Below are 21,606 nucleotides of genomic sequence, written 5' to 3' on the forward strand. Positions count from 1 at the left end.
AATGTTCAGACTATTATTCATCATTGCATTACTAATCATCAGTTGTGGTCCTCCGTCTGTCAGTGATTATCATCACATTTCCAGTTATAAGGATAGTATTGATCGCAACCTCTCATCTTTAAAGCGAATAAGCAAAGATGTTGAAGGTTCTACGGAGGGAGGAGAAGTTGCGTTGTATTTATCAGGGAAGGATACTCTGAAAATTGAAGCTACATTTTATGGCGAAACAGGTAAAAGCAATCATGTTTTTTATCTGAAGAATAGGTTGCCGGTTTTTTATACTGATACCACATATTTATATGCAGCGCCTATTTACATATCTTCGGATGCAAAGATCGATAGCATGCTTGTTGATCAAATAACCTTGCAGGGCGATAGTATTGTGCAATGGTTTCGGCATGAGCAGCCGGCGAAGGATGCTGATCAAAAAAAGGGCAAAGAGATAATAGCGTTATATAAAAGAATTCAGACCCTTGTAAAGGAAGAGGTTGAGATATGAAGCCAATAAATCCAGTTCGTTATTTCCCTGTAGATTACAATATTATTGCTATAACTATGAAATTAAAACTACTCAGATTCGTTCCGCTGGCCGTACTATGTATTATTCTTGCTTTTACATGGATAAACATCTTAACAGCAGCATATTTTGCAACGATAAAACATCAGCTAGCTTTAGTGCTGGTTGGTATTAACCTTATTTTATTCCTGTTTAGTTACAGGTACACAATTTTGTTTACAGGTTTGATTTTGTTCCTGGCCACATTTAATATGCTGGCGTTTTTCCCGGAGATAGTGTCGTATGACTTTTTTGTAAAGTTTGGAACGAAGCAGATAAATGCCCCTACTGTTCAGCCTATGTCACTTTTATTTTTGATAGGTTATCTGGTGTTGAATTATAAGTATCTCCGTGTTGCATTTCCTTCAGATTAGATAGTTTGAAAATTTCTATCTATGATGAAAGTATCTTTTGGATAATAGTCCGCGCCGTATTTATTACAGGGCAATTACTTAATAATAAATGAGTTATATGAGAGCGTTTTGGGTAGCTACAATTATTATTTTGTTGTCAATACAAGGAGATTGTCAAATACTGAATAAGGAGATACTTACTAAAAATGAAACGCAGAATGGTGTGTTTCTAAAATTTAGCTACTCCGCTAAAAATAGTTATGGTGTTGTTAGATTAATACTAAAAAAGAACAATACTTATTATTATAGTGTGAATACTTGTGCTACTCATGGAGTAAGTGAAGGTAAATGGAGAATGTTCAAAGATGTGTTAATATTGGAAAGTGCACTTCAAATGGATAATATCGCTGCCAAAATAAGTTATGACGAGAGTGGAAGGTTCATTGATAGTTTTGATATTGCTGTTGTGAAAAATGTTAAGAATGAACTTCTAACCGAGGCATTTGTGTTGATTAATAATGACTCAATAAAATGCCTTCCAATGATAGGAAGATACAATGGCTCGTTTGACAGAATAAATAGAGTGAAAATTGTTTTTGAAAATGGTATGTCATCAAAATGGATTGTAGTTAAAAAGGGTACAAAAAAAGTACTACTTACAATATTAACTGATGCCATCATTGACAATTATATTGTCTTGAACAAGCTGAAATTCAAGTTAAGAGGCGATTTTTTAATTCAGCAATAAATAACCTCCTTTCGGAAAATCGGGGCCGTCTGCTGTATGGCACAGGTCCGTAGTATTTCGGATACAAAATTCAGTACGGATTTAGATGCTAACGAAAAAATAATTGGCTAATAAAAACTATGTACAACATTAGATATATTATAAAAGAAGATTAAAATGAAAATCGAACAAGTTATATATCTGTTTTGCTGTTTTCAGCTTTTATTTTTTCCTTTGAAAGCTCAAAAACGCGATAGTTGTGATTGCTATGTTCTTATGAATCCGGATTTTAAAGGAAAAGTCGGTTTATATGATAAGAAAGGTAATCTTACAAAGTATCTCAAACAAAATTTCAAGGATGAAGATTTTATAGTTTTTCAAGTGCTGGAGGATAGTGATAGTCTGTTCAATGTTTTAGCAATGTATTCCATTGCTGGTAATATAGCAAAAGGATGGGTGAAAAAATCTGATGTAATAGGCACTTACCTGGCATCTTATGGTGGGAATATTGCTATTTATGATGAACCAGATAAGAAATCAAAGAAAAAAATAATTCCGGATTGGACTAATCGATTAGTAGCAGTATCTGCATGTAAGTCTAAATGGGTAAAGATTTCGCTTTTACAGAAAGGTAAGAAATATATTGGTTGGTTACCCCCTGAATCACAGTGTGCTGATGCATATTCCACCTGTAACTAGATCGTTACCTATATCATTAGGATGGTAAATTGCCGGCTGATTTCGAAATACCTTACAAACTAATTCAGATAGAACTAAGTAATCCCGAAGCGATGGATTTAATTGCAAATGATAATTATAAACAAAAGGGGCTTACTAAAATGGACCCAGTTAAATATGAAGAAGCCGTCTCAAAACAAGAGATGGCTTCTTCTATTTAGATATTCTGGATGAAATATTAGTTGATAGATTATCTACCTGAAAAATAAAAAACCATATCATCAAGATAAGTATATAAGTTTTTTTAACGCCTTTTATATTCCTGTAACCAGAACGCCTGTACGGTGTTTGAGCATAAGATAATTTTATCATGTACATCTTATTTTGAAATCCGGAAAAGTAGTTTTAAGTTTAAATATTGGATTAACCCGGTTTTGTTATTCTGTACCTGTGAGTGTTATTGAAAAAATTGTTTGTTAGACTACTTAATATCCTGACCTGTGTGATCTTCAACCTGTTTTTAGTACAATAGATTATACCATGAAGTATTTTTTGACACTATCCCTTGTCATGTCCTGTGTCTTTTGGAGCAACCTATATGGACAATATGGTGTGGATTTTCAGAAAGCGATGACGTTTAGCCTTACCCAATCGGAGTATAAATCGAAGCAGATTATATCGCCGGCACCGGAAGCTGCCGAACTCGGAAAGTACGGAAATACACCTGTCAGCCTTTTTACAGGTACCCCTAAAATCAGTATACCCTTATATGAATTAAAGGGTAATAGTCTTTCGCTACCCATTTCCCTGAGTTTTAATGCCAGCGGATTTAAGCCACAGGAGGCGCCTACCTGGGTGGGGCAGAACTGGTCGTTGAATGCAGGCGGGGTAATTACCCGTTCTGTGCGTGGCAACCCGGATGATCAGGAACATTATTCAGTGGATGATCTGTCTACAGATGATTTTGTTGAAAAGCAGGATATACTGCAAAAGATCAGAAAGGGGGAAATAGAAATGGACCCCGACCTATATTTTTATAATTTCGGAAACTATGCAGGTAAGTTTCTGGTAACACCTTTCATGTCTGTGTTTAAAAAAGAAGAAGACATGCTGGTGATATCACCTACCTGTATTTTCTGTAAGAGTGCGTTGGATAGAAGTTATGTTACCATCGTAGATGATAAGGGAAATATTTACACCTTCGGGGATGTAGAGGTAAGTTCAATGAGCAGACAACCGGAAGAAGGGCCAGACCCCGTTACTGTTCGTAGTTACAAATACGCTTCCAGCTGGTACCTAACCAGCATTGTTTCTGCAGATGGGCATGAGAAGATCTTGTTTGAATATTACACAACTGCTGAAGGACGGATTGATTTACCAAATAACAATAATACTTCAGTTACCCGTACCTATTCAAGTTACAAACCGGTTTCATCAAATAATCCTCCTACTGAGGACGGTTTTATCAATGGCTCATATCCTCCTGATGTGAAAGGAACCAGAAAGTATCTGAAGAAAGCTACGCTGTCAAGAGATGGTCAAACGATCGCTTATATAGATTTTATATCCGCTATGGACAGGGAGGACGGGTATTTGCCGGAGAGCCGGCGGCTCCAGCGACTGGATATTTATGATGCCAGTGATGCATCACCCAAACTGGTGAAACAATTTGAACTGACGCATGGGTATTACACAAATGTGAATAATACTTATATGCAAAAACGGTTAAGATTGGATAAAGTGCAGGAAAAATCCGTGAAACCAGGAGTTACATCACCGCCGCCTTACCAGTTTGAATATTATTATAATGATTATGACAGAATGCCGGATCAGTATAATAAAGCACTGGATCACTGGGGTTTTTACAATTACCAAACAGGAAATATTTCACTGGTTCCTTCAGTAGAAATAAGTATTCAGAAGCCTCCCTATAAGACTACCATCGGACAGGATGCAAACAGAAACCCCGATTTAAGTGGATCTGTGCTTGGAATGATCAGTAAGATGACTTATCCAACCGGAGGGTATACAACTTATCTATATGAGTTGCATAATGCTATGAAGTCAAATGGCAGTATCAGGGAACTGGGAGGGGTAAGAATCAAAACCCTGACAGATTATGCTGCAAACGGACAGCAAGCTACTGTTAAAAACTATCTGTATCAGCTAGAGAACGGAAAGACCAGTGGTAAGTCAGATGACTACTACCCAAAGTATCTGACTAAGGGATATTATTATTACAATGGCGGAGGAAACATATCCGGACCATATGTGTCGGAGTCTACCAGCTATACTGTTGCAGCTAATGCTATTTATGGGCTGGGCACTTTTCAGGGTGGACATATTGGTTATAGCCGTGTGACAGAGTCACTGACGAATCTGTATGGAGGTCAGCCATTAGGGAAAACTGTTTACAAGTACCATATGGGGGTGGCCAATGAGTTCGATGAAGATATCGCCAATGGAGATCTGGATACAATGCAGCTATATGATGCGATGGGGAAATTACAATTTGAACAGGCCAATACCTATAAAACTACCACTATATATAGTTTCCCGTCTGTACAAGCGAAACCATTGGAAACACAGACAAGCCGGGTACTGTTTTGCAGAAAAACTCAACCGGATGGAAGTGTACTCGAAGACTGGTTTGATGCACTGGATGGCCCGCAAGCGGGGTGGACTACAGTAAGAAGATATGAAACGCGGATGTATGTAAGTAGTTATGACTTCAAAGTTCAGAAAAAGGCACTTGAAAAACAGGTAACAAAAACATATGACCAGCTTTCTGGAAACTATATCGTGAATACTACGCTCAATAGTTTCGAGAATAATGCGCATATCTACCCTACCAAAATAGAGCAGTTTACGGCCGGTGGTGAAGAAGTGGTGACAAAGAAAAAATATGTTGCTGACTATAACAGCAATAATCCTAATGACGGAGGAATCTCCTGGATGAAAACTAAAAATGTAATGGGGGCTGAGATTGAGAGCTATCAGTACCGCCAGCTGCCCGATGGACAGCAAAAAAGAATCGTTGGTGGTATCATTACACAATATGATACTAACCTGCAGCCAGAAAAAATTTTCAGGCTGGAAACCGGCAGTCCGTTGACTAGTTATCAGGAGTCTGCCGTTACGGCAAATGGTTTTGTAATGGACCCGGCTTATAAACCTTTAGCGAAATACAGTTATGCAAATGGGGTGATCACCAGCCAGGAGAAAGTAAACGATATTACCACTTCCTACATCTGGAACAGCAATAATAGTTACCCTATAGCTGAAATTACCAATAGCGGTAGTTCATCGGTAGCATACAGCAGTTTTGAACAATCCGGAGATGCTAATTCGGGCTGGAGGTTTACCAATGTGCCTTTTGATAATACCAATGCATATACCGGCAAACGTAGTGCGATATTGGCTACTGGAGGAAGTATTGATAGAGTACTGTCTGCTCCTGCTGCTAAACCGTTGATCGTTTCTTTCTGGCTGCAACAGGGAAATATTACCTTGCTGAAAGACAATCAGTCACTAAGTCCTGTGATCTCCGGTCCGTTAAGGAAAGGTTGGACTTATTATGAATACAATCTGCCAGCTGGTACACAAAATATAAATATCAGAAGCACTAATGCCGTGCTGGACGAACTGCGTTGTTATCCGGCTGATGCACAGATGACTACCTATACTTATGAACCGTTGGTAGGTATGACCAGTCAGACATCCGCCAATAACCTCACCACTACTTATGAGTATGACGGCTTGAACAGGCTCGCCATTGTGAAGGATGAACAAGGAAATATCCGGCAGCAGGTAGCCTATAACTATGGCCCTGGGTCACCTATAACGGTACCGGCTACCCTGTTTTATAATGCTGAAAAAAGTCAGTCATTTACCAAAAACGATTGTACAAGGGGGGAACCTACTACTCACCGGTATGTTGTTTCCTATGGAAAGTATGCTTCAGGTATCAGTCAGCAGGATGCTGATAATAAAGCATTGGAAGACATTGCAAGAGAAGGGCAGAACTATGCTAACCGTATCGGTGAGTGTCTTTTTTATAATGCCCCGGTGTCAAGAATATTAAGAAAAAATGATTGTCCTCCTGAACTAGGTTTTGGTAGTCTGGTGAATTACCTGGTTGAAGCCAGAAAATGGAGCAGTCCTATAGATAAGGCTGCCGCCGATGCACTGGCTCAGAAGGACTTAAATGATAATGCGCAGGCTTATGCGAATGCGCGAGGAACCTGTACTTGTGAAGGAGAGGATAAAAGAATGGTGAATGGTGTTTGCGAGAGGGGTGTAAAGACTTACCTCACCAGTTTGATGGAGGCCAACGGTAAATATAAGTGTACTTACGTGTATGTTTTCAGCAACGGTAACGGCCCTGTGTATACGGAGTATTCCAGTACTCCATGTCCTGTTTTATAACCCAATAACTATCACAATGAACTGCTTCAATAAACCAATATATATTCTCACATTAGGTACTGTTTTGCCGGCTATTTCATTTGCCCAGCTGAGTGCAAGCAGGAATTATGTCAGTAAAACAATCGTAAACAAACCGGGTGTCAGCACCGCAGCACAGGTAGATGCGTTGCCACCGGAGCATCGTCAGCAGTCAGTTTCATACATTGATGGACTTGGGCGTCCGGTACAAACAGTGGTTGTGCAGGGCAGTGGCGATAAGCGGGACCTGGTAACACCTGTGGCCTATGATATCTATGGGCGTGTAGTGACTAAATACCTGCCTTATGTGGATGCCGGTAGTACTGCTTATGGCAGTTTCCGGGAAAACGCCTATACAGACCAATCCGGTTTTTACAGTCCTGCTAATACTACGGTAAAGGATGTGGCCAGAGATCCTTATCCTTACGAGCAGAGATTCCTGGAGTTCTCTCCCATGAACAGGCCGCTGGAAATGGGTGCAGCCGGACAAAGCTGGCAACCAGCCAGTGGACATGCTGTTCGTACTATCCAGAGCCAGAACACACCAGAGGAAAGTGTAATGCATTGGACAATTACCGGGAATGCTTTGCCGGTAGCGGCAGACTACCAGGCCGGAGATCTGTACAAAACCATTACTATAGATGGACAGGGGAGGAAAAAGGTTGAGTACAGAGACCGCGAGAATAAAGTCGTTTTAAGGAAAGTGCAATTGCAGGATAACCCTGAAGCGGGCCACAATGGCTGGTTGTGCACTTATTATGTGTTTGATGATTTTAACAGACTGCGTTATGTAATTCCGCCCAAAGCAGTGACCGCCATCAGTTCCAGTTGGTCACTATCATTAAATGGTGTGTTGGAAGAGTTATGTTTCGTATATACTTATGATGCCAAAGGTCGGATGATCACCAAAAAAGTACCCGGAGCTGCAGTGGTAGAAATGGTGTATGATAGCCGCGACAGGCTGGTCTTCAGTAATGATGGTAACCTGAGAGATAAACATCAATGGATGACCACCTTTTACGATGCCCGTAATCGCCCTGTCATGACCGCGTTGTATACCGACGCCAGTGCCACACGTACTTCCTTACAGGCACAGATGGACAATGCGGTGAATACAAACATTGATCTTACTTACACCTTTCCGGGAACAGAGGAGCTGGAACTGGCGTCTTTTGATGGGAAGCCATTGTATCAGGCAAGAAAAAGTATCACGCTGATGAATGGCTTTGATACCCAGGTGAGCGGACAAACAGATCTTCGTATTGACTCTTTGCTGAATGGAGGTACACAAGTGACCACTGTCGCCAACCCACTCCCTGGTATTGCGGAGAGTGCATTGACCAGGTTGACCTATACTTTTTATGATGATTACACATACGCAGGTGTTCTACCGGCGATGCCCCAGGATTTCAGTGTTCCTCAGGCAGGTAGCAGTACCACTGCTGTTCCGGTGACAGCCGTTAGTAAAATGACAAGAGGGCTAGTTACAGGTACCCGTGTGCGGGTGCTGGGAACCGATCAGTGGCTTACCACTACCCCTTATTATACAGACAAAGGGCAGCCATTGCAGATCATTTCAGAAAATAACAGAGGAGGAAAGGATGTTGCTACCAACCTGTATGATTTCGAAGGGAAAATACTGAGCAGTTATGTACGAAACAGTAATCCCGCCAGTGCCGCCACTCCGGAGACACGTATCCTGACTGTCATGAACTATGATCATTCCGGTCGTCTGTTGGATATCAGTAAACAGCTGAATAATACCGGTCCGTTGAAAAAGATCGTACAAAATCAATATAATACGCTGGGGCAGCTAACCACCAAAACCCTTGGTGATAATCTGGACAATCTCGTGTATGACTATAATATCCGTGGCTGGTTACTGGGAGCCAACCGCTCTTATGTAAAATCAGTGTCTGGTGGTAACTACTTCGGGTTTGAACTGGCTTATGACCAGCCAGCCTCTGTTATTGATGGCTCTAACTATATAAAGCCACAGTACAATGGCAATATTGCAGGTACCAGCTGGCGTAGTAAAGGAGACCAGATCCGCCGTAAGTACGATTACAGCTATGATAATACCAACCGGTTGACTGGTGCCGACTTCAATCAGCAGAATACCGAAGGTGCTCCCTGGACTCAGGATAAAGCCAATTTTACGGTCAACAATCTGACCTATGATGAGAATGGGAATATCCTGACGATGAAACAAAAGGGGGTAAGTGCCGGAGAAGTGATTGATCTGGATGACCTGAAATACGGCTACAATGGGCTTACTAACAAGTTGCATTACGTTACAGACAAGAGCAACAATCCACAAAGTACGCTGGGTGATTTTAAGGAAATCACCAAAGACGAAAGTCAGGATTACTGGTATGATCTCAACGGAAACATGACCAGAGATAATAATAAGAACATCGCATCTATCAGTTATAACCATCTCAATTTACCGGAGCGTATCAGCATTCCCAATAAGGGAACTATTCGTTACAGTTATAATGCTGCTGGCATAAAGTTGCGTAAAACAGTAAATGACAGTACAGTTACACCTGCCTTGGTGACAACCACAGATTATCTGTCAGGTTTTGAATATAAGAATGATACGCTGCAACATATAGCCCATGAAGAAGGCCGTATCCGGGCTGTTGTACAGCCTAATACTCCTGTTGCTTTTGTATACGATTATTTTGAAAAAGACCATCTGGGTAATATAAGGGTTGTACTTACAGAACAAACCAGTGCTGCCACCTATGTGGCTACCATGGAGAGCGGAAGTGCTGCCAAAGAATCAGCACTGTTCAGTAACCTGGAAGATACCCGGTCACCTAAGCCTGTTGGTTATCCCTCCGGTGAAGCCAACAACAAGGCCGTTGCCAAACTGAATGCACAAGGTGGTGGTAAAAAGATAGGGCCTTCTATTGTGTTGCGTGTAATGGCCGGAGATACCATCCAGTTAGGTGCTAAGGCATTTTATAAATCAGGAGCTCCCGCTAATAAAAGCAACAATACTGCAGCCCCTGAAACAATGCTGGCCGATCTGATTGCAGCCTTCGGTGGAAATGCGACAGGGGAGGCTAGTCACGGTGGCCCTGCGCCAATAGCGCAGACACCTTTTAATGCCAATTTTTATAATCATGATTATCAGCGTTTAAAAGATAAAAATCCTGATGAGCAGAAACCTAATAAGCCCAAAGCCTATCTTAATTTTGTATTGTTTGATGAGCAGTTTAAATTAGTAGAACAGAACAGCGGTGTTAAGCAGCTGAAAGAAGAGCCGGACCAGTTGCAGACGCTCACGCAGGATAAAATGCCTATCAGTAAAAGTGGCTTTCTGTATGTGTACACCAGTAATGAAAGTGCGCAGGATGTATACTTCGATGATGTCGTAGTGACGCATGCTACCGGTCCTGTATTGGAGGAGACACATTATTATCCTTTTGGGTTGACGATGGCGGGGATTAGCTCAAATGCGCTGATGGGAATAAATTCTTCCGAGAATCAGAAGAAATACAATGGAAATGAGCTACAGAGCAAAGAGTTCAGTGATGATAGTGGATTAGAATGGTTTGACTTCAATGCAAGGACTTATGATCAGCAGCTTGGCCGATTTATGCAAATAGACCCTTGGATAGAGGTCGGTAGTCAGGAGATGTTGACTCCTTACCAATTTTCGTACAATAATCCTGTAAGATATAATGATCCTGATGGCAGATGTCCGATTTGTCCAGTTGCAGTTCCAATAGCTGTTGAAGCTTTTGAGGCTTTTGAGGCTATTTGGATTGGTTATCGTTCCTATGCAACCATAACCCATACTGTTATTCTATTGTCGGAAGGGGTAGGGAAAGATGGTGCACGTCCTCATGGGAAGGAGGTTGCTCCGGCGGCTAAAGATGAAACAGCTATTCCGTTACCAGCTCCAGGTAAGGCAATTGATGAAAAATCTAAACCCAAGGTTGCGCCAGAGGCATTGGATAAGTTGGAGCGAATGGGGACCATTACACCAGATGATAAAACAGCACCAGATGATAAAAGAGAAACCAAGCCTAAGCCTAAACCTACAGAAGATCTTAATCGGACAGCTCAGGATGTTATATCTAAGGAGCGACAGGGAGGTATAAATAGAGAATTTCCGGAACAGTATCGTGATAAGACACTAAGAGAAATACAAAAAGATGCTAATGCTGGAAATAAAGCAGCTCAAAAGGCACAAAAACTATTAAGAGATGGCCGATTTAAAAAAACAAAATAAGGAAATATTTAAAATAGTGTGGCTCCCGGGAGAGCATGAAATAATTTTCAACGCAAAGACAGAGAGTCCATTGTCTCTGAAATCTCCTTTGTATGAACTGCTTAACCAATATTTAGATATTGATAAGTGGAAGATTCAATATAATCAGTTATACCTGGATTGGTTAGATGGTAATAGTGAGTCTATATATAATATTAACGATCAAATTAATTTATCAATAATCGATGCACTAATTAAGTTGAATAAGATTTTAGATCAGCAAGCCATCTATTATTGGTTTGATATTGATAGAACCTTTACAGAAGGTTTTACCTGGAAATATTGCCCAATTTCAGGAGAGGAATTGATATGCTTGGGGAGTGGATATCCTGAGAAAAACGCTTTTATTTCTCCTAGGTATCCATTAATATTCCCGGATTATGAAGAGTAGAAACGGGAATTGGTGGGGTTGGACGGTTGTCTGCTAACAAACTGTCAAAGAAAATAAACTTATGTATTACCTGAAGCTTCTGATTATTATGATGTAATAATAAAATGCCTTTTGAGCTTAAGGGTGATAGTTTGTATTGTTGTTCAATTATTTAAATAGACCTATGTGGAAAACAAAAAGTGGTTATGCCTGGTTACTGTTTGCATGATTATAACAGTAGTCTGTTTTAGCTGTGATTATGAAAACGTTCAGACTACAATAACAAAGCTACCTTCAAAACCAGGATACCCACCAATTTTCATAAAGCAAATGACGTGGGGATTAACAGGGGACCAACAGGTAAATGTAATTTCAAATATTGATAGTACGGATTTCACGCCTCAAAGCTCACGTGAATATGTTTATAGAGGACTGTCTGCTATATATTACAAACTACAGGATGATACATTGTTCATTTACACGCCAACAATCGCTCCTGTGCCACAAGATTTCAAAATACCTTATAAAGTAATTCAGATAGAGCTAAGCAATCCCGAAGCAATGGATTTAATTGTAAATGATAATTATAAACAAAAGGGGCTGACTCAAATTGGACCCGGTTAAAATATCGACGGCCGCCTTTGTACAAGGCGGCCGTTAATATTTACAGTTTATCCTAAAACCCTACACTCACTCCCACAAAACAATTAAACCCTGCCATGGGGTAGTAGTAAGTATCATACACTACCTTGTTCTGCTTCAGATCATAAGCACTGTAGGTGCTTCCGTTAGGCTCATATTTTTTATTGAAGATATTGTTGAGCATAAGTTGCAGTCCCAGTTCGCGGAATAACGGTTGCGGTACTACGTAGTTGAAACGAAGGTTGCTTACGTAATAAGGATCGAGACTGGCATCGTTGCTGGAAGTATTAGCCAGATACTGACGGCTGACGTATTTGCCGATCAGGTCTATGGTGAGACCTTTCAGCGGACGGGCAGTCAGTGTGTATCCACCTACGAAGGAAGGGGAGAAGGAGATGTTTGTTTTCTTATATGTCTCAGTGTGGGCTACAGCATTGCTGTCGTAGGAGATAGCATTGTAGTCCAGTACTTTATTCTGGCTGAAAGCTGCGTTGGCAGCGATGGAGAAGATATTGCTCAGTTTAACGTTACCACTCACTTCCACGCCTGCACGATAACTCTTAGGTATGTTGGTACGAACATAAGCACCTACATCGGTGAGCATACCGGTTTGTACGAGCTGGTTTTTATAGTTCATGTAGTATACGTTGGCCTGGAGGGAGGCGATGCTGTTGCTCCAGGAGTAACCGGCTTCGAGGTCGCGGAGTACTTCGGGTTTAGGCTGTGTTACGCCGTAGTTGGATTCGAAGTCAACACGATTAGGTTCTTTATGCGCCACGGCGATGGAGGCAAACACCCGGCTGGCGGGACTGAGCAGATAAGAGATGCCAGCCTTAGGATTAAAGAAGTTATAGTAGACATGCGCCATATATTCCGGTGCGGCTTCAAAGCCGTTCATGTTGTAGGCGATGTTGCGGTACTGCAGATCGGCGAAGAGACGCAGTGCTTCAGTGATTTTGTATTCTCCTTTCCAGTAGATGTTGAAATCGTTTTTGTCGGCGGGGTAGCGGTAGTATTCATGGTCTTTGTCTATGCCGACTTTAGCCCAGATGACTTTACCGTAGTGATCACCGGTATAGCGGTTCCAGCCGCCGCCGAGGCTCCAGTTGAATTTGTTGCCGGTACGGTTCACAGAGAAGACGCTGCCGTAGAAGTAGTTGTCGAGCCAGAGCTGACGTACCAGGTCGGTGCTGGTAACTGGGGTGCCGTTGATTTCGAAGGGAGGCAGACCGTAATCAGAGAGTGCACTGTTGGCTCTATATTGTTCGTAGTAGCCGCGGCCACGGGTGAGGTGCAGGGCTACGTTGAAGTTGAGACCGGAATTTATTTCCTGATTGAGGAACAGCTGATAGTGGTCCTGTTGGTAGTTGTCAGTTTCGTTGTTGTAGGGAGTACCGGGTTTTGCGGTGCCGGCAGAGTTATATGTCCTGGCGGAGTCCAGGAATGCCTTTGGTACGCCGTTCCAGGCCTGGTATGTTTTTTCTTTGCCGGAGAAGATGTTGAGGCGCAGCGCTGTCTTTTTGGAGATGTACGCGGCGGAAGTATAGAAGGAGCGCAGGTCAGAGGTGGCGCGGTCTATATATCCGTCGGAGGTGATTTTAGACAGGCGTGCGTCGATGGTGAAGTGGTCGTTGATAAGGCCGGAACCTACTTTGACAGTATTTTTCCAGCTGTTGAAGGAGCCGAAGCTGCTATTGATTTCACCATATGCTTTTTCACGGAATTCGTTGGTGCTGAGGTTGAGCGTGGCCCCGAAGGCGGCGGCTCCGTTGGTGGAGGTACCTACACCGCGTTGCAATTCTATGCTGCTCACGGAGGAGGCAAAATCAGGCATGTTCACGAAGAAAGTACCTTGTGATTCCGCATCGTTGACAGGTATACCGTTAACGGTAACGTTGATGCGGGTGATGTCGGAGCCACGTACGCGCATGCCCGTATAGCCGATACCGGTACCGGCGTCGGAGCTGGTGACTACGCCGGGTTGTTGGTCCAGCAGTATGGGCAGGTCTTGTCCGAGGTTGGCCTTTTTGATATCGGCAGCAGATAAAGTGCTGTTCACAAACGGAGCGTTTTTACCGGCGCGGAGACTGCTGATCTCTACCGGTTTCACAAGAAGGCCGGTTTCTTCCAGTGCGATATCTGCCACCTGTGTGCTGTTGGAAGCCTGCAGGGTGGTGTTGTAGGATTTGTAACCGATATAACTTACCTGAAGCGTATAATTTCCTTTTTTAGGGAGATGAATGCTGTAACGGCCTTTTTGATCTGTTAAGGTGCCTGTTTGGTTGATAGAGATGGTAACACCTTCCAGCGGTTTACCATTGGTTTTACTGGTAACGGTACCCGTCAGCAGGGATTGTGCCTGTAAAGTGCCTGCTATAGACAGCAGCACCAGCAACATAAGCTGTTTCATTTTTAAATATGTCTGTTTTCTGTTTTCAATTTCCTAACCAGCATTACCTGGTCCAGGTTCTGTGGGTGTGATCTCAGCCTGAAAAGTAAGGCACCCCATAAATGGCGAAGGAGTTGTTGATTCCTTGCTAAGCTGCAAAGATAGGTTAATAAAAACATAAAATTGTTTTTTGTTGACAGGTGTGTGTAGCCGCTGGCGTGAAAACGGAAAAAATGATGTATTTTCCTGCTGCACTTCTCTCAATCATCTTGTATAAATTTTTAACCATTAAATCTTTATCAGATGATCAAACTTCAGTTAATCGGCCATTTGGGCCGGGATGTAGTCAGGAAGGAAGTGAACGGCAATGTGGTGCTTAATTTTCCGGTGGCGGTGAATGAGCGTTTCAGAAACCACGCCGGCGTGCTGGAAGAACGGACCACCTGGGTGGACTGCTCTTTGTGGAACAGGGAAGGACTGGCACCTTATCTGAACCAGGGTGTGCTGGTATTTGTGGAAGGAGCGCCCAAATCGGAAGGTTACATCACTAAAAACAACAATCCTGCGGGAGCACTCCGGCTCCGGGTTTTCCAGCTGCAGCTGCTTAGCCGTAAGGATGATGAAAAACGCCGCACGATCATGCCTGAAGTTCCGGCTGTTCCCGAGCAGGAGCTTGTGGAAGAACAACCCGCCGACGATCTGCCCTTCTAAATAAAACATGCATTCCAACAGGAAGGGCTGTCTCTGGTAATGGAGACAGCTTCTTTTCCGATAAGGTTATTGCTCCCATTCACCATATCATATCTTTTAGTATGTATGTGTTGTTAGTTGTATATAATAATTTTTAGTAGAATCTATTGGCCACAGGATATAGTGCCCTGGCGGATTGCTTTCATTTTTACCCCTCAGAAATATTACCCCAACACCCCCTTTTTTAATTTTTTTTTAAAAAGATTTGGTGTGAATGAAAATAATTCTATCTTTGCACCCTCATTGCGAGGTAGAGCAGAGGTAGCTCGTCGGGCTCATAACCCGAAGGTCAGTGGTTCGAATCCGCTCCTCGCTACAAAGAGCGCATCAGCGCTGGTAAAGAGACCAGAAAGAGCCGAAGAAATTCGGCTTTTTTTATTTCCGTAAGTTTGAGCTGTGGAATGCATCACAGCCTTCATAAGATCATCATGCACAAAGCAGGTTTTGTAAACATATTCGGTAAGCCCAATGCGGGAAAAAGTACCTTGCTCAACGCCATCATCGGTGAAAAGCTGGCTATCATATCCCCCAAGGTGCAAACCACCAGACATCGTATCACAGGCGTATTGACAGAGCCGGGCTACCAGATCGTATTCTCCGATACCCCTGGTATCATCGACCCGAAATATAAACTGCACGAAAAAATGATGAGTGCGGTGAAATCAGCCCTGGAAGATGCTGACGTGGCTTTACTGATCATGGACGCAAAAGACTCGCTGGAAGAAAACCTCGAACTGTTCGAATCCTTACGGCTCAAAGTACCGGCTATCCTCATCATCAACAAAATGGATAACCTCGTTAAAGCAGACATGGACGCACTGCTCGAACGGGTTAAAGCATGGGGAAAAGCCAAAGCGGTAGTAGCTATCTCTGCCAGACAGAAAAAAGGACTCCCCGAACTGATGAAGGAAATCGTTGCCATGCTCCCGGAAGGGAACCCTTTTTACCCGGACGATACCCTCACGGACAAGTCTACACGTTTTCTGGTGGCAGAAATGATACGGGAAAAAATCTTCCAGTTGTTTGAAGAAGAAATCCCTTACCATACTACCGTAATCGTCACTCAGTTCCAGGAAAAGGAAACACTGACTAAAATAACGGCAGAGATCATCGTTACCCGTGATACGCAGAAAGGCATCATTCTTGGAGAAGGAGGTAAATCGATCCGTGAGCTGGGAACACAGGCCAGAAAAGAAATCGAGCAATTCATCGAACGTAAGGTGTTCCTCGAACTGTTCGTTAAGGTACGTGGTAAATGGAGAGACAACGATCTCTTCCTGAAAGAATACGGATATTAATTCCGTTGTGCACAATTTTTAAAAATAGTAATAGTAATATACAATGGCTGGATTTACAGTAGCTATAGTGGGCCGCCCGAACGTGGGCAAATCAACGTTGTTCAACCGTTTACTGGAACAGCGCAGAGCTATCGTAGACGATCAGAGCGGTGTAACGCGTGATCGTCAATATGGTATTGCGGACTGGAACGGCAAATCTTTCAACGTGATCGATACCGGCGGGTTTGTATCCAACAGTGATGATGTATTTGAACGGGAAATCCGTAAACAGGCCAAAGTGGCCATGGATGAAGCAAACGTGCTGATATTCATGACCGATGTATCAACCGGCATCACCGATCTCGATTCCGATGTGGCCAATCTCCTGCGCCGTACTTCCAAACCGGTATACCTGGTTGTCAATAAAGTGGATAACGGCCAGCGTCAGCTGGAAGCCACTGAGTTCTACAGCCTTGGCTTCGATAAAACCTTCTTCCTCTCTTCTATGAGTGGAAGCGGTACCGGTGAACTGCTCGATGATATCGTAACCAATATCACCGATGATATGGAAGACCCCAACCTGGAATCCAATATCCCTAAAATTGCGATCATTGGCCAGCCTAATGTGGGTAAATCTTCCCTGCTCAACGCCCTCGTGGGTGCAGACCGTAACATCGTATCCGATATCGCCGGTACTACCCGCGATACCATCCATACCCGGTACAACATGTACCAAAAGGATTTTATCCTCATCGATACCGCCGGTATCAGACGTAAACAAAAGGTAAATGAAGACCTGGAGTTTTACTCCGTTATCCGCGCTATCAAAGCTGTAGATGAATCCGATGTGGTGATGCTCCTGCTGGATGCTGAAAAAGGCATCACGGCCCAGGACCTCAGCATCTTTAGCCTCGCTGCCCGTAAAGGTAAAGGCGTGGTGGTGCTGGTCAACAAATGGGACCTGATGGAAAAAAGCACCAACACTGCCCGCGACTACGAAAAAGACCTGAAAAAACGCCTGGCTCCTTTCTCCGATGTACCGGTGATCTTCACCTCCGTCGTCGAAAAGCAACGTATCTTCAAAGCGATAGAAACCGCACTGGAAGTATACGACAACCGCCAGCGCAGAGTACAGACCTCCCGCCTCAACGAGGTGATGCTCAAAGCTATCGAAGCTTTTCACCCGCCGGTAGTAAGAGGTATTCCTATCCGTATCAAGTATGTAACGCAACTGCCTACGCATACACCGGCCTTTGCTTTCTTCTGTAACCTGCCGGATGATGTGAAGACGCCTTACAGAAATTATCTTGAAAATCAGCTTCGGACAAACTTTGATTTCAGAGGGGTGCCGATCAAAATTTTCTTCCGTAAAAAATAGTCGAAAAAAAACGGGGTGAATTGATTTTGCATTCTGAAAATATTCTATACCTTTGCGGCGGTTTTAAAAAAATAAAACAAACTAAAATGAAAAAAGTATTTGTATTTGCAATCGCAGCTGGTATGTTCTTCGTAGCTTGTAACGGTGGTAGCACTCCTGCTGCTGATTCTACTGCTACAACTGTAGACACTATGAACGCTGCTCCTGCTGCAACTCCAGCTGTTGATTCTGCTGCTGCTGCTGTAGCTCCTGCTGCTGACTCTGCTGCTGCTGTTGCTGCTCCTGCTGCTGACTCAGCTGCTGCTGCTCACCCTGCTAAGTAATTTCGATTTATTTTCGATAAATTCTTGCAAGAACAAAAAGGCCGATTGCTTAGCAATCGGCTTTTTTGTTTGAATATCATTCAGGAAAATCCCTATTCTTCCAGTATGGATGCCAGGTTATTCAGCTCATCCTGGCGGTAAGCATCTTTATCATCCCGGAAACACTTGGCCAGCTCCTCCAGCAGGTACTGGATGATCCGCTTGTTGGACTGTGGCTTGAAATAGGAGGGTACAGAAGGAACGGAAACCCTTTTCAGGTAAGTGTCCACGTCTTGCTGGGTATAGATCTGCCCTTGTATGGGATCTATGAAAAACAGGATGCGCTGGTCTTCAGGCTCTACCGGCTCATCAAAATCCACAAAAGTATCAAAGTAGGCCAGAATAAACTGCCGGGGAATATTAACGGCATATACCGGCAAGTCCAGCATGGAACAGAGACTTTGATAGATGATCCCATTGGTGAGGGGATTACCTTTCTTAGACTCTATTACCTGGTTGATGAAAAACTGATTTTTCCGCTGGTACGACATCTCTTCTCCCTTTAGCCCGAAATAATTGTAAATCATGCTGTTGAGTACATTGATTTTTTCGAGTGGAGTGAGATAGTTGTTAAGCTCCAGCCAGATATTACGTTTGATACGTTCAATTTCGTTGAGCACCTGGGAAGGCATCAGATCAGGAAACTGGTATTTGGCAGCCAGTATGGCGCCCTGCAGCAGATCCTGCATATCCGATAAGCCCCATACACGCAAGGCTGCCTGGAGATCCTGGTAATGGACCCGGTGAATCAGCAGTTCTATCCGTTCCTGTATGGCTTCGTCAATAGTATTCTCCCACAAATTCTCCAGATTGGGAATAATATCCTTACCGTACAATAATATTTTATTGGCGACAGTATCGAATACTTCCTGATCGGGGTCATCCAACAGGTGGAACAAAGCATTTATTTCCTTGTTTTCATGCATAGTGATATACGGGTCCGTCCGGGTTATTCCGCTTTTTTCTTCCTGGGCGGAGCCTTTTTCTTGGGAGGATTGGCCTTAGCTTCTTCAATGATGGCTTTGGCTTCTTCCACAGTCAGGTCAGCGGCATTATCAATTTTTTCCTTCGGAATCTTATAGTTTTTAAGTCCCTGTTTGATGTAGGGGCCATAAGGTCCTTTCAGTATCTGAATCTTCTCTTTCTCAAATATCTTGATGGTACGTTCGTCTTTGGCTGTCCTTTTCTCAACGATCAGCGGCGCGATTTCGTCCAGCTCCACCGTGTAGGGGTCCATTTCCTTTTTCAGGGAATAGAACTTTTTATCGTGCTGGGCGTAAGGACCAAAGCGGCCGATATTGATCACTACATCCGAATCTTCAAACTGTCCGAGGGTACGGGGCAGTCTGAACAGCTCCATGGCCTCTTCCAGGGAGATGGTTTCAATGCTCTGGGTAGCTTTCAGTTTGGCGAAGCGGGGTTTTTCCTCATCTTCTACCTTGCCGATCTGAATCATGGGGCCGTAGCGTCCCATACGGGCCACAATCGGTTTGCCGGTAGACTCTTCTACACCCAGCTGACGTTCCCCTTTTACGCGTTCTGCGTGCTCCAGGGTGTTTTCTACATCCTTATGGAAAGGCGTATAGAACTCTCCCAGCATTTTGTTCCACACCTTCTTGCCGTTGGCGATTTCATCGAACTCCTCTTCAATTTTGGCGGTAAAACCGTAGTCCATCACGGAATTGAAGTATTGGTTGAGGAAATCGGTTACGATCATGCCCAGATCAGTGGGGAAAAGTTTGGATTTTTCCGCACCGGTATTTTCGGCATCGGTCTGGTGAGTGATTTTATCTTCTTTCAGAATGAGGATACGGAATTCCCTTTTTACGCCTTCTTTGTCCCTTTTTTCCACATAACCACGTTTCTGGATGGTGGTGATGGTAGGGGCGTAGGTAGAAGGACGGCCGATACCCAGTTCTTCCAGCTTTTTAACGAGGCTGGCTTCTGTATAGCGGGGGGCAGGACGGGAGAATCTTTCGGTGGCTTTCATCTCCCTGAGGTCCAGGGCCTGTTTCACGGCCAGCGGCGGCAGTGATCCTTCCTGAGCATCTTCTTCGTTGATATCTTCATCATCGTGGCTTTCCATGTATACTTTCAGGAAGCCGTCAAATTTCAATACTTCACCGCTGGCAGTCAGCTCTTCGTTGTTGGTGGAGATACTGATTTTAGCGATGGTTTTTTCCAGTTCAGCGTCTGCCATCTGGCTGGCGATGGTACGTTTCCAGATCAGTTCATACAGTTTGCGGGTATCGCTGTCATCTACAGTGGTGTTTTCCATGTAGGTAGGGCGGATCGCTTCGTGCGCTTCCTGGGCAGACTCGTTTTTATTTTTGAATTTGCGATACTGATGGTAGCGGTCGCCAAAGCTGGTTTTGATAGCTTTTTCTATTTCCGCCACAGCTGTGTCCGACAGGTTGACGGAGTCAGTACGCATGTAGGTGATAAAACCGCTTTCATACAGTTTCTGGGCCAGCAGCATGGTTTTAGATACGCTATATCCCAGTTTGCGGCTGGCTTCCTGTTGCAGGGTAGAAGTGGTAAAAGGGGCGGCAGGTGATTTTTTGCCGGGTTTTACCTGTATGTCTTTAACGGTATAGGCTGCTTTTACACATTCCTGGAGGAATTTGTTGGCATCTTCCGCCGTTTTGAACTTATTAGGTCCTTCTGCTTTGAAGGATATGTTCTTGCCATTGATATCTTTTCCGGTGAACCAGGCTTCTACCTTAAAGGTGCTGACAGCGGTAAAGCCGTTGATTTCCCTTTCCCTTTCAACGATCAGTCGTACGGCTACAGATTGTACGCGGCCGGCAGAGAGCGAGTTACGCATGCTCATTTTCCGCCATAACACCGGGGATAATTCAAAACCCACAATCCTGTCTAGTATACGGCGTGCCTGTTGGGCGTTTACGCGGTCCATATCCACCCGGCGCGGATGCTGTACCGCATTTTCGATGGCCGGTTTGGTAATTTCATGGAATACAATACGTTTGGTTTCACCCGGATCGAGCCCCAGCACCTCGCACAAATGCCATGAAATGGCTTCCCCTTCACGGTCCTCATCCGTTGCCAGCCAAACCTCATCGGTTTCCTTAGCCAGCTTCTTCAGGTCTTTTACGACCTTTTCTTTATCTTCCGGTATTACATATTTAGGCTTGAAGTTATTTTCAATGTCTATCCCCATGTCGTCCTTCTCCAGGTCACGGATGTGGCCGAAGCAGGATTTGACTTCAAAGTCCTTGCCCAGAATTTTTTCAATGGTCTTGGCCTTTGCCGGGGACTCAACTATAACTAAATTTTTTGCCATGTAAGCTTCTTTAATGTGCTGCTAAATACGTAAAAAAACGTAAAATAAATACTAATAGGATTTTGCAATTATATAAAAGTACCTTC

The 21,606-nt window shown here is 43.6% G+C and carries 14 protein-coding genes, 1 tRNA gene and 1 riboswitch; of the genes, 12 read left to right on the forward strand and 3 right to left on the reverse strand.

Going from position 1 to position 21,606, the window contains the following annotated elements:
* Position 1 precedes the first annotated feature (1 nt).
* The 7 genes from KD145_RS25975 to KD145_RS26005 all read left to right on the forward strand — a co-directional run bounded on the left by KD145_RS25975 (position 2) and on the right by KD145_RS26005 (position 12,042).
* Positions 2 to 499 carry a hypothetical protein gene (locus tag KD145_RS25975; RefSeq protein ID WP_212002734.1) on the forward strand — a complete coding sequence of 166 codons (498 nt, stop codon included), beginning with the start codon at positions 2 to 4 and terminating at the stop codon, positions 497 to 499.
* A 528-nt stretch (positions 500 to 1,027) separates the two neighbouring features.
* Positions 1,028 to 1,657 carry a hypothetical protein gene (locus KD145_RS25980; RefSeq protein ID WP_212002735.1) on the forward strand — a complete coding sequence of 210 codons (630 nt, stop codon included), beginning with the start codon at positions 1,028 to 1,030 and terminating at the stop codon, positions 1,655 to 1,657.
* 156 nt (positions 1,658 to 1,813) lie between these two features.
* On the forward strand, positions 1,814 to 2,335 hold the full coding sequence (locus KD145_RS25985; protein ID WP_212002736.1) for a hypothetical protein: 522 nt from the start codon (positions 1,814 to 1,816) through the stop codon (positions 2,333 to 2,335).
* Positions 2,336 to 2,854: 519 nt separating this feature from the next.
* Positions 2,855 to 6,742 carry a DUF5977 domain-containing protein gene (locus KD145_RS25990; RefSeq protein ID WP_212002737.1) on the forward strand — a complete coding sequence of 1,296 codons (3,888 nt, stop codon included), beginning with the start codon at positions 2,855 to 2,857 and terminating at the stop codon, positions 6,740 to 6,742.
* 16 nt (positions 6,743 to 6,758) lie between these two features.
* Complete coding sequence (locus KD145_RS25995) at positions 6,759 to 11,009, forward strand: DUF6443 domain-containing protein (protein ID WP_212002738.1); 4,251 nt, start codon at positions 6,759 to 6,761, stop codon at positions 11,007 to 11,009.
* Positions 10,984 to 11,439, forward strand: a complete 456-nt coding sequence (locus KD145_RS26000; protein WP_212002739.1) for a hypothetical protein — start codon at positions 10,984 to 10,986, stop codon at positions 11,437 to 11,439. Before KD145_RS25995 ends, KD145_RS26000 begins: the two co-directional genes overlap by 26 nt.
* Positions 11,440 to 11,604: 165 nt before the next feature.
* The gene (locus KD145_RS26005; RefSeq protein WP_212002740.1) at positions 11,605 to 12,042 is read left to right on the forward strand and encodes a hypothetical protein; all 438 of its coding nucleotides are present in this window, start codon (positions 11,605 to 11,607) and stop codon (positions 12,040 to 12,042) included.
* Positions 12,043 to 12,094: 52 nt separating this feature from the next.
* Here the strand turns inward: KD145_RS26005 and KD145_RS26010 are convergent, their stop codons facing one another.
* Positions 12,095 to 14,470 (reverse strand): TonB-dependent receptor, encoded by a 2,376-nt coding sequence (locus KD145_RS26010; protein ID WP_212002741.1) that lies wholly within the window; start codon positions 14,468 to 14,470, stop codon positions 12,095 to 12,097.
* Between the two features lie 12 nt (positions 14,471 to 14,482).
* Positions 14,483 to 14,578: riboswitch (TPP riboswitch) on the reverse strand.
* A gap of 174 nt (positions 14,579 to 14,752) precedes the next feature.
* On the opposite strand from KD145_RS26010, the gene KD145_RS26015 reads away from it, so the two are divergent.
* The 5 genes from KD145_RS26015 (at position 14,753) to KD145_RS26035 (ending at position 18,177) form a co-directional block, all read left to right on the forward strand.
* The gene (locus tag KD145_RS26015; protein WP_113614877.1) at positions 14,753 to 15,160 is read left to right on the forward strand and encodes a single-stranded DNA-binding protein; all 408 of its coding nucleotides are present in this window, start codon (positions 14,753 to 14,755) and stop codon (positions 15,158 to 15,160) included.
* A gap of 283 nt (positions 15,161 to 15,443) precedes the next feature.
* Positions 15,444 to 15,515: transfer RNA gene (locus tag KD145_RS26020), tRNA-Met, on the forward strand.
* 112 nt (positions 15,516 to 15,627) lie between these two features.
* On the forward strand, positions 15,628 to 16,497 hold the full coding sequence (gene era, locus KD145_RS26025) for a GTPase Era (protein WP_212002742.1): 870 nt from the start codon (positions 15,628 to 15,630) through the stop codon (positions 16,495 to 16,497).
* A 43-nt stretch (positions 16,498 to 16,540) separates the two neighbouring features.
* On the forward strand, positions 16,541 to 17,854 hold the full coding sequence (der, locus tag KD145_RS26030; protein WP_212002743.1) for a ribosome biogenesis GTPase Der: 1,314 nt from the start codon (positions 16,541 to 16,543) through the stop codon (positions 17,852 to 17,854).
* Between the two features lie 86 nt (positions 17,855 to 17,940).
* Positions 17,941 to 18,177, forward strand: coding sequence for a hypothetical protein (locus KD145_RS26035; RefSeq protein ID WP_212002744.1), 237 nt, complete (start codon positions 17,941 to 17,943; stop codon positions 18,175 to 18,177).
* A 92-nt stretch (positions 18,178 to 18,269) separates the two neighbouring features.
* Here KD145_RS26035 and KD145_RS26040 read toward each other — a convergent pair whose 3' ends face one another.
* Positions 18,270 to 19,142, reverse strand: coding sequence for a transglutaminase-like domain-containing protein (locus KD145_RS26040; protein WP_212002745.1), 873 nt, complete (start codon positions 19,140 to 19,142; stop codon positions 18,270 to 18,272).
* Between the two features lie 23 nt (positions 19,143 to 19,165).
* Positions 19,166 to 21,520, reverse strand: a complete 2,355-nt coding sequence (topA, locus tag KD145_RS26045; protein ID WP_212002746.1) for a type I DNA topoisomerase — start codon at positions 21,518 to 21,520, stop codon at positions 19,166 to 19,168.
* Positions 21,521 to 21,606: the final 86 nt, after the last annotated feature.

The sequence above is a fragment of the Chitinophaga sp. HK235 genome (assembly GCF_018255755.1).
GTDB lineage: Bacteria > Bacteroidota > Bacteroidia > Chitinophagales > Chitinophagaceae > Chitinophaga.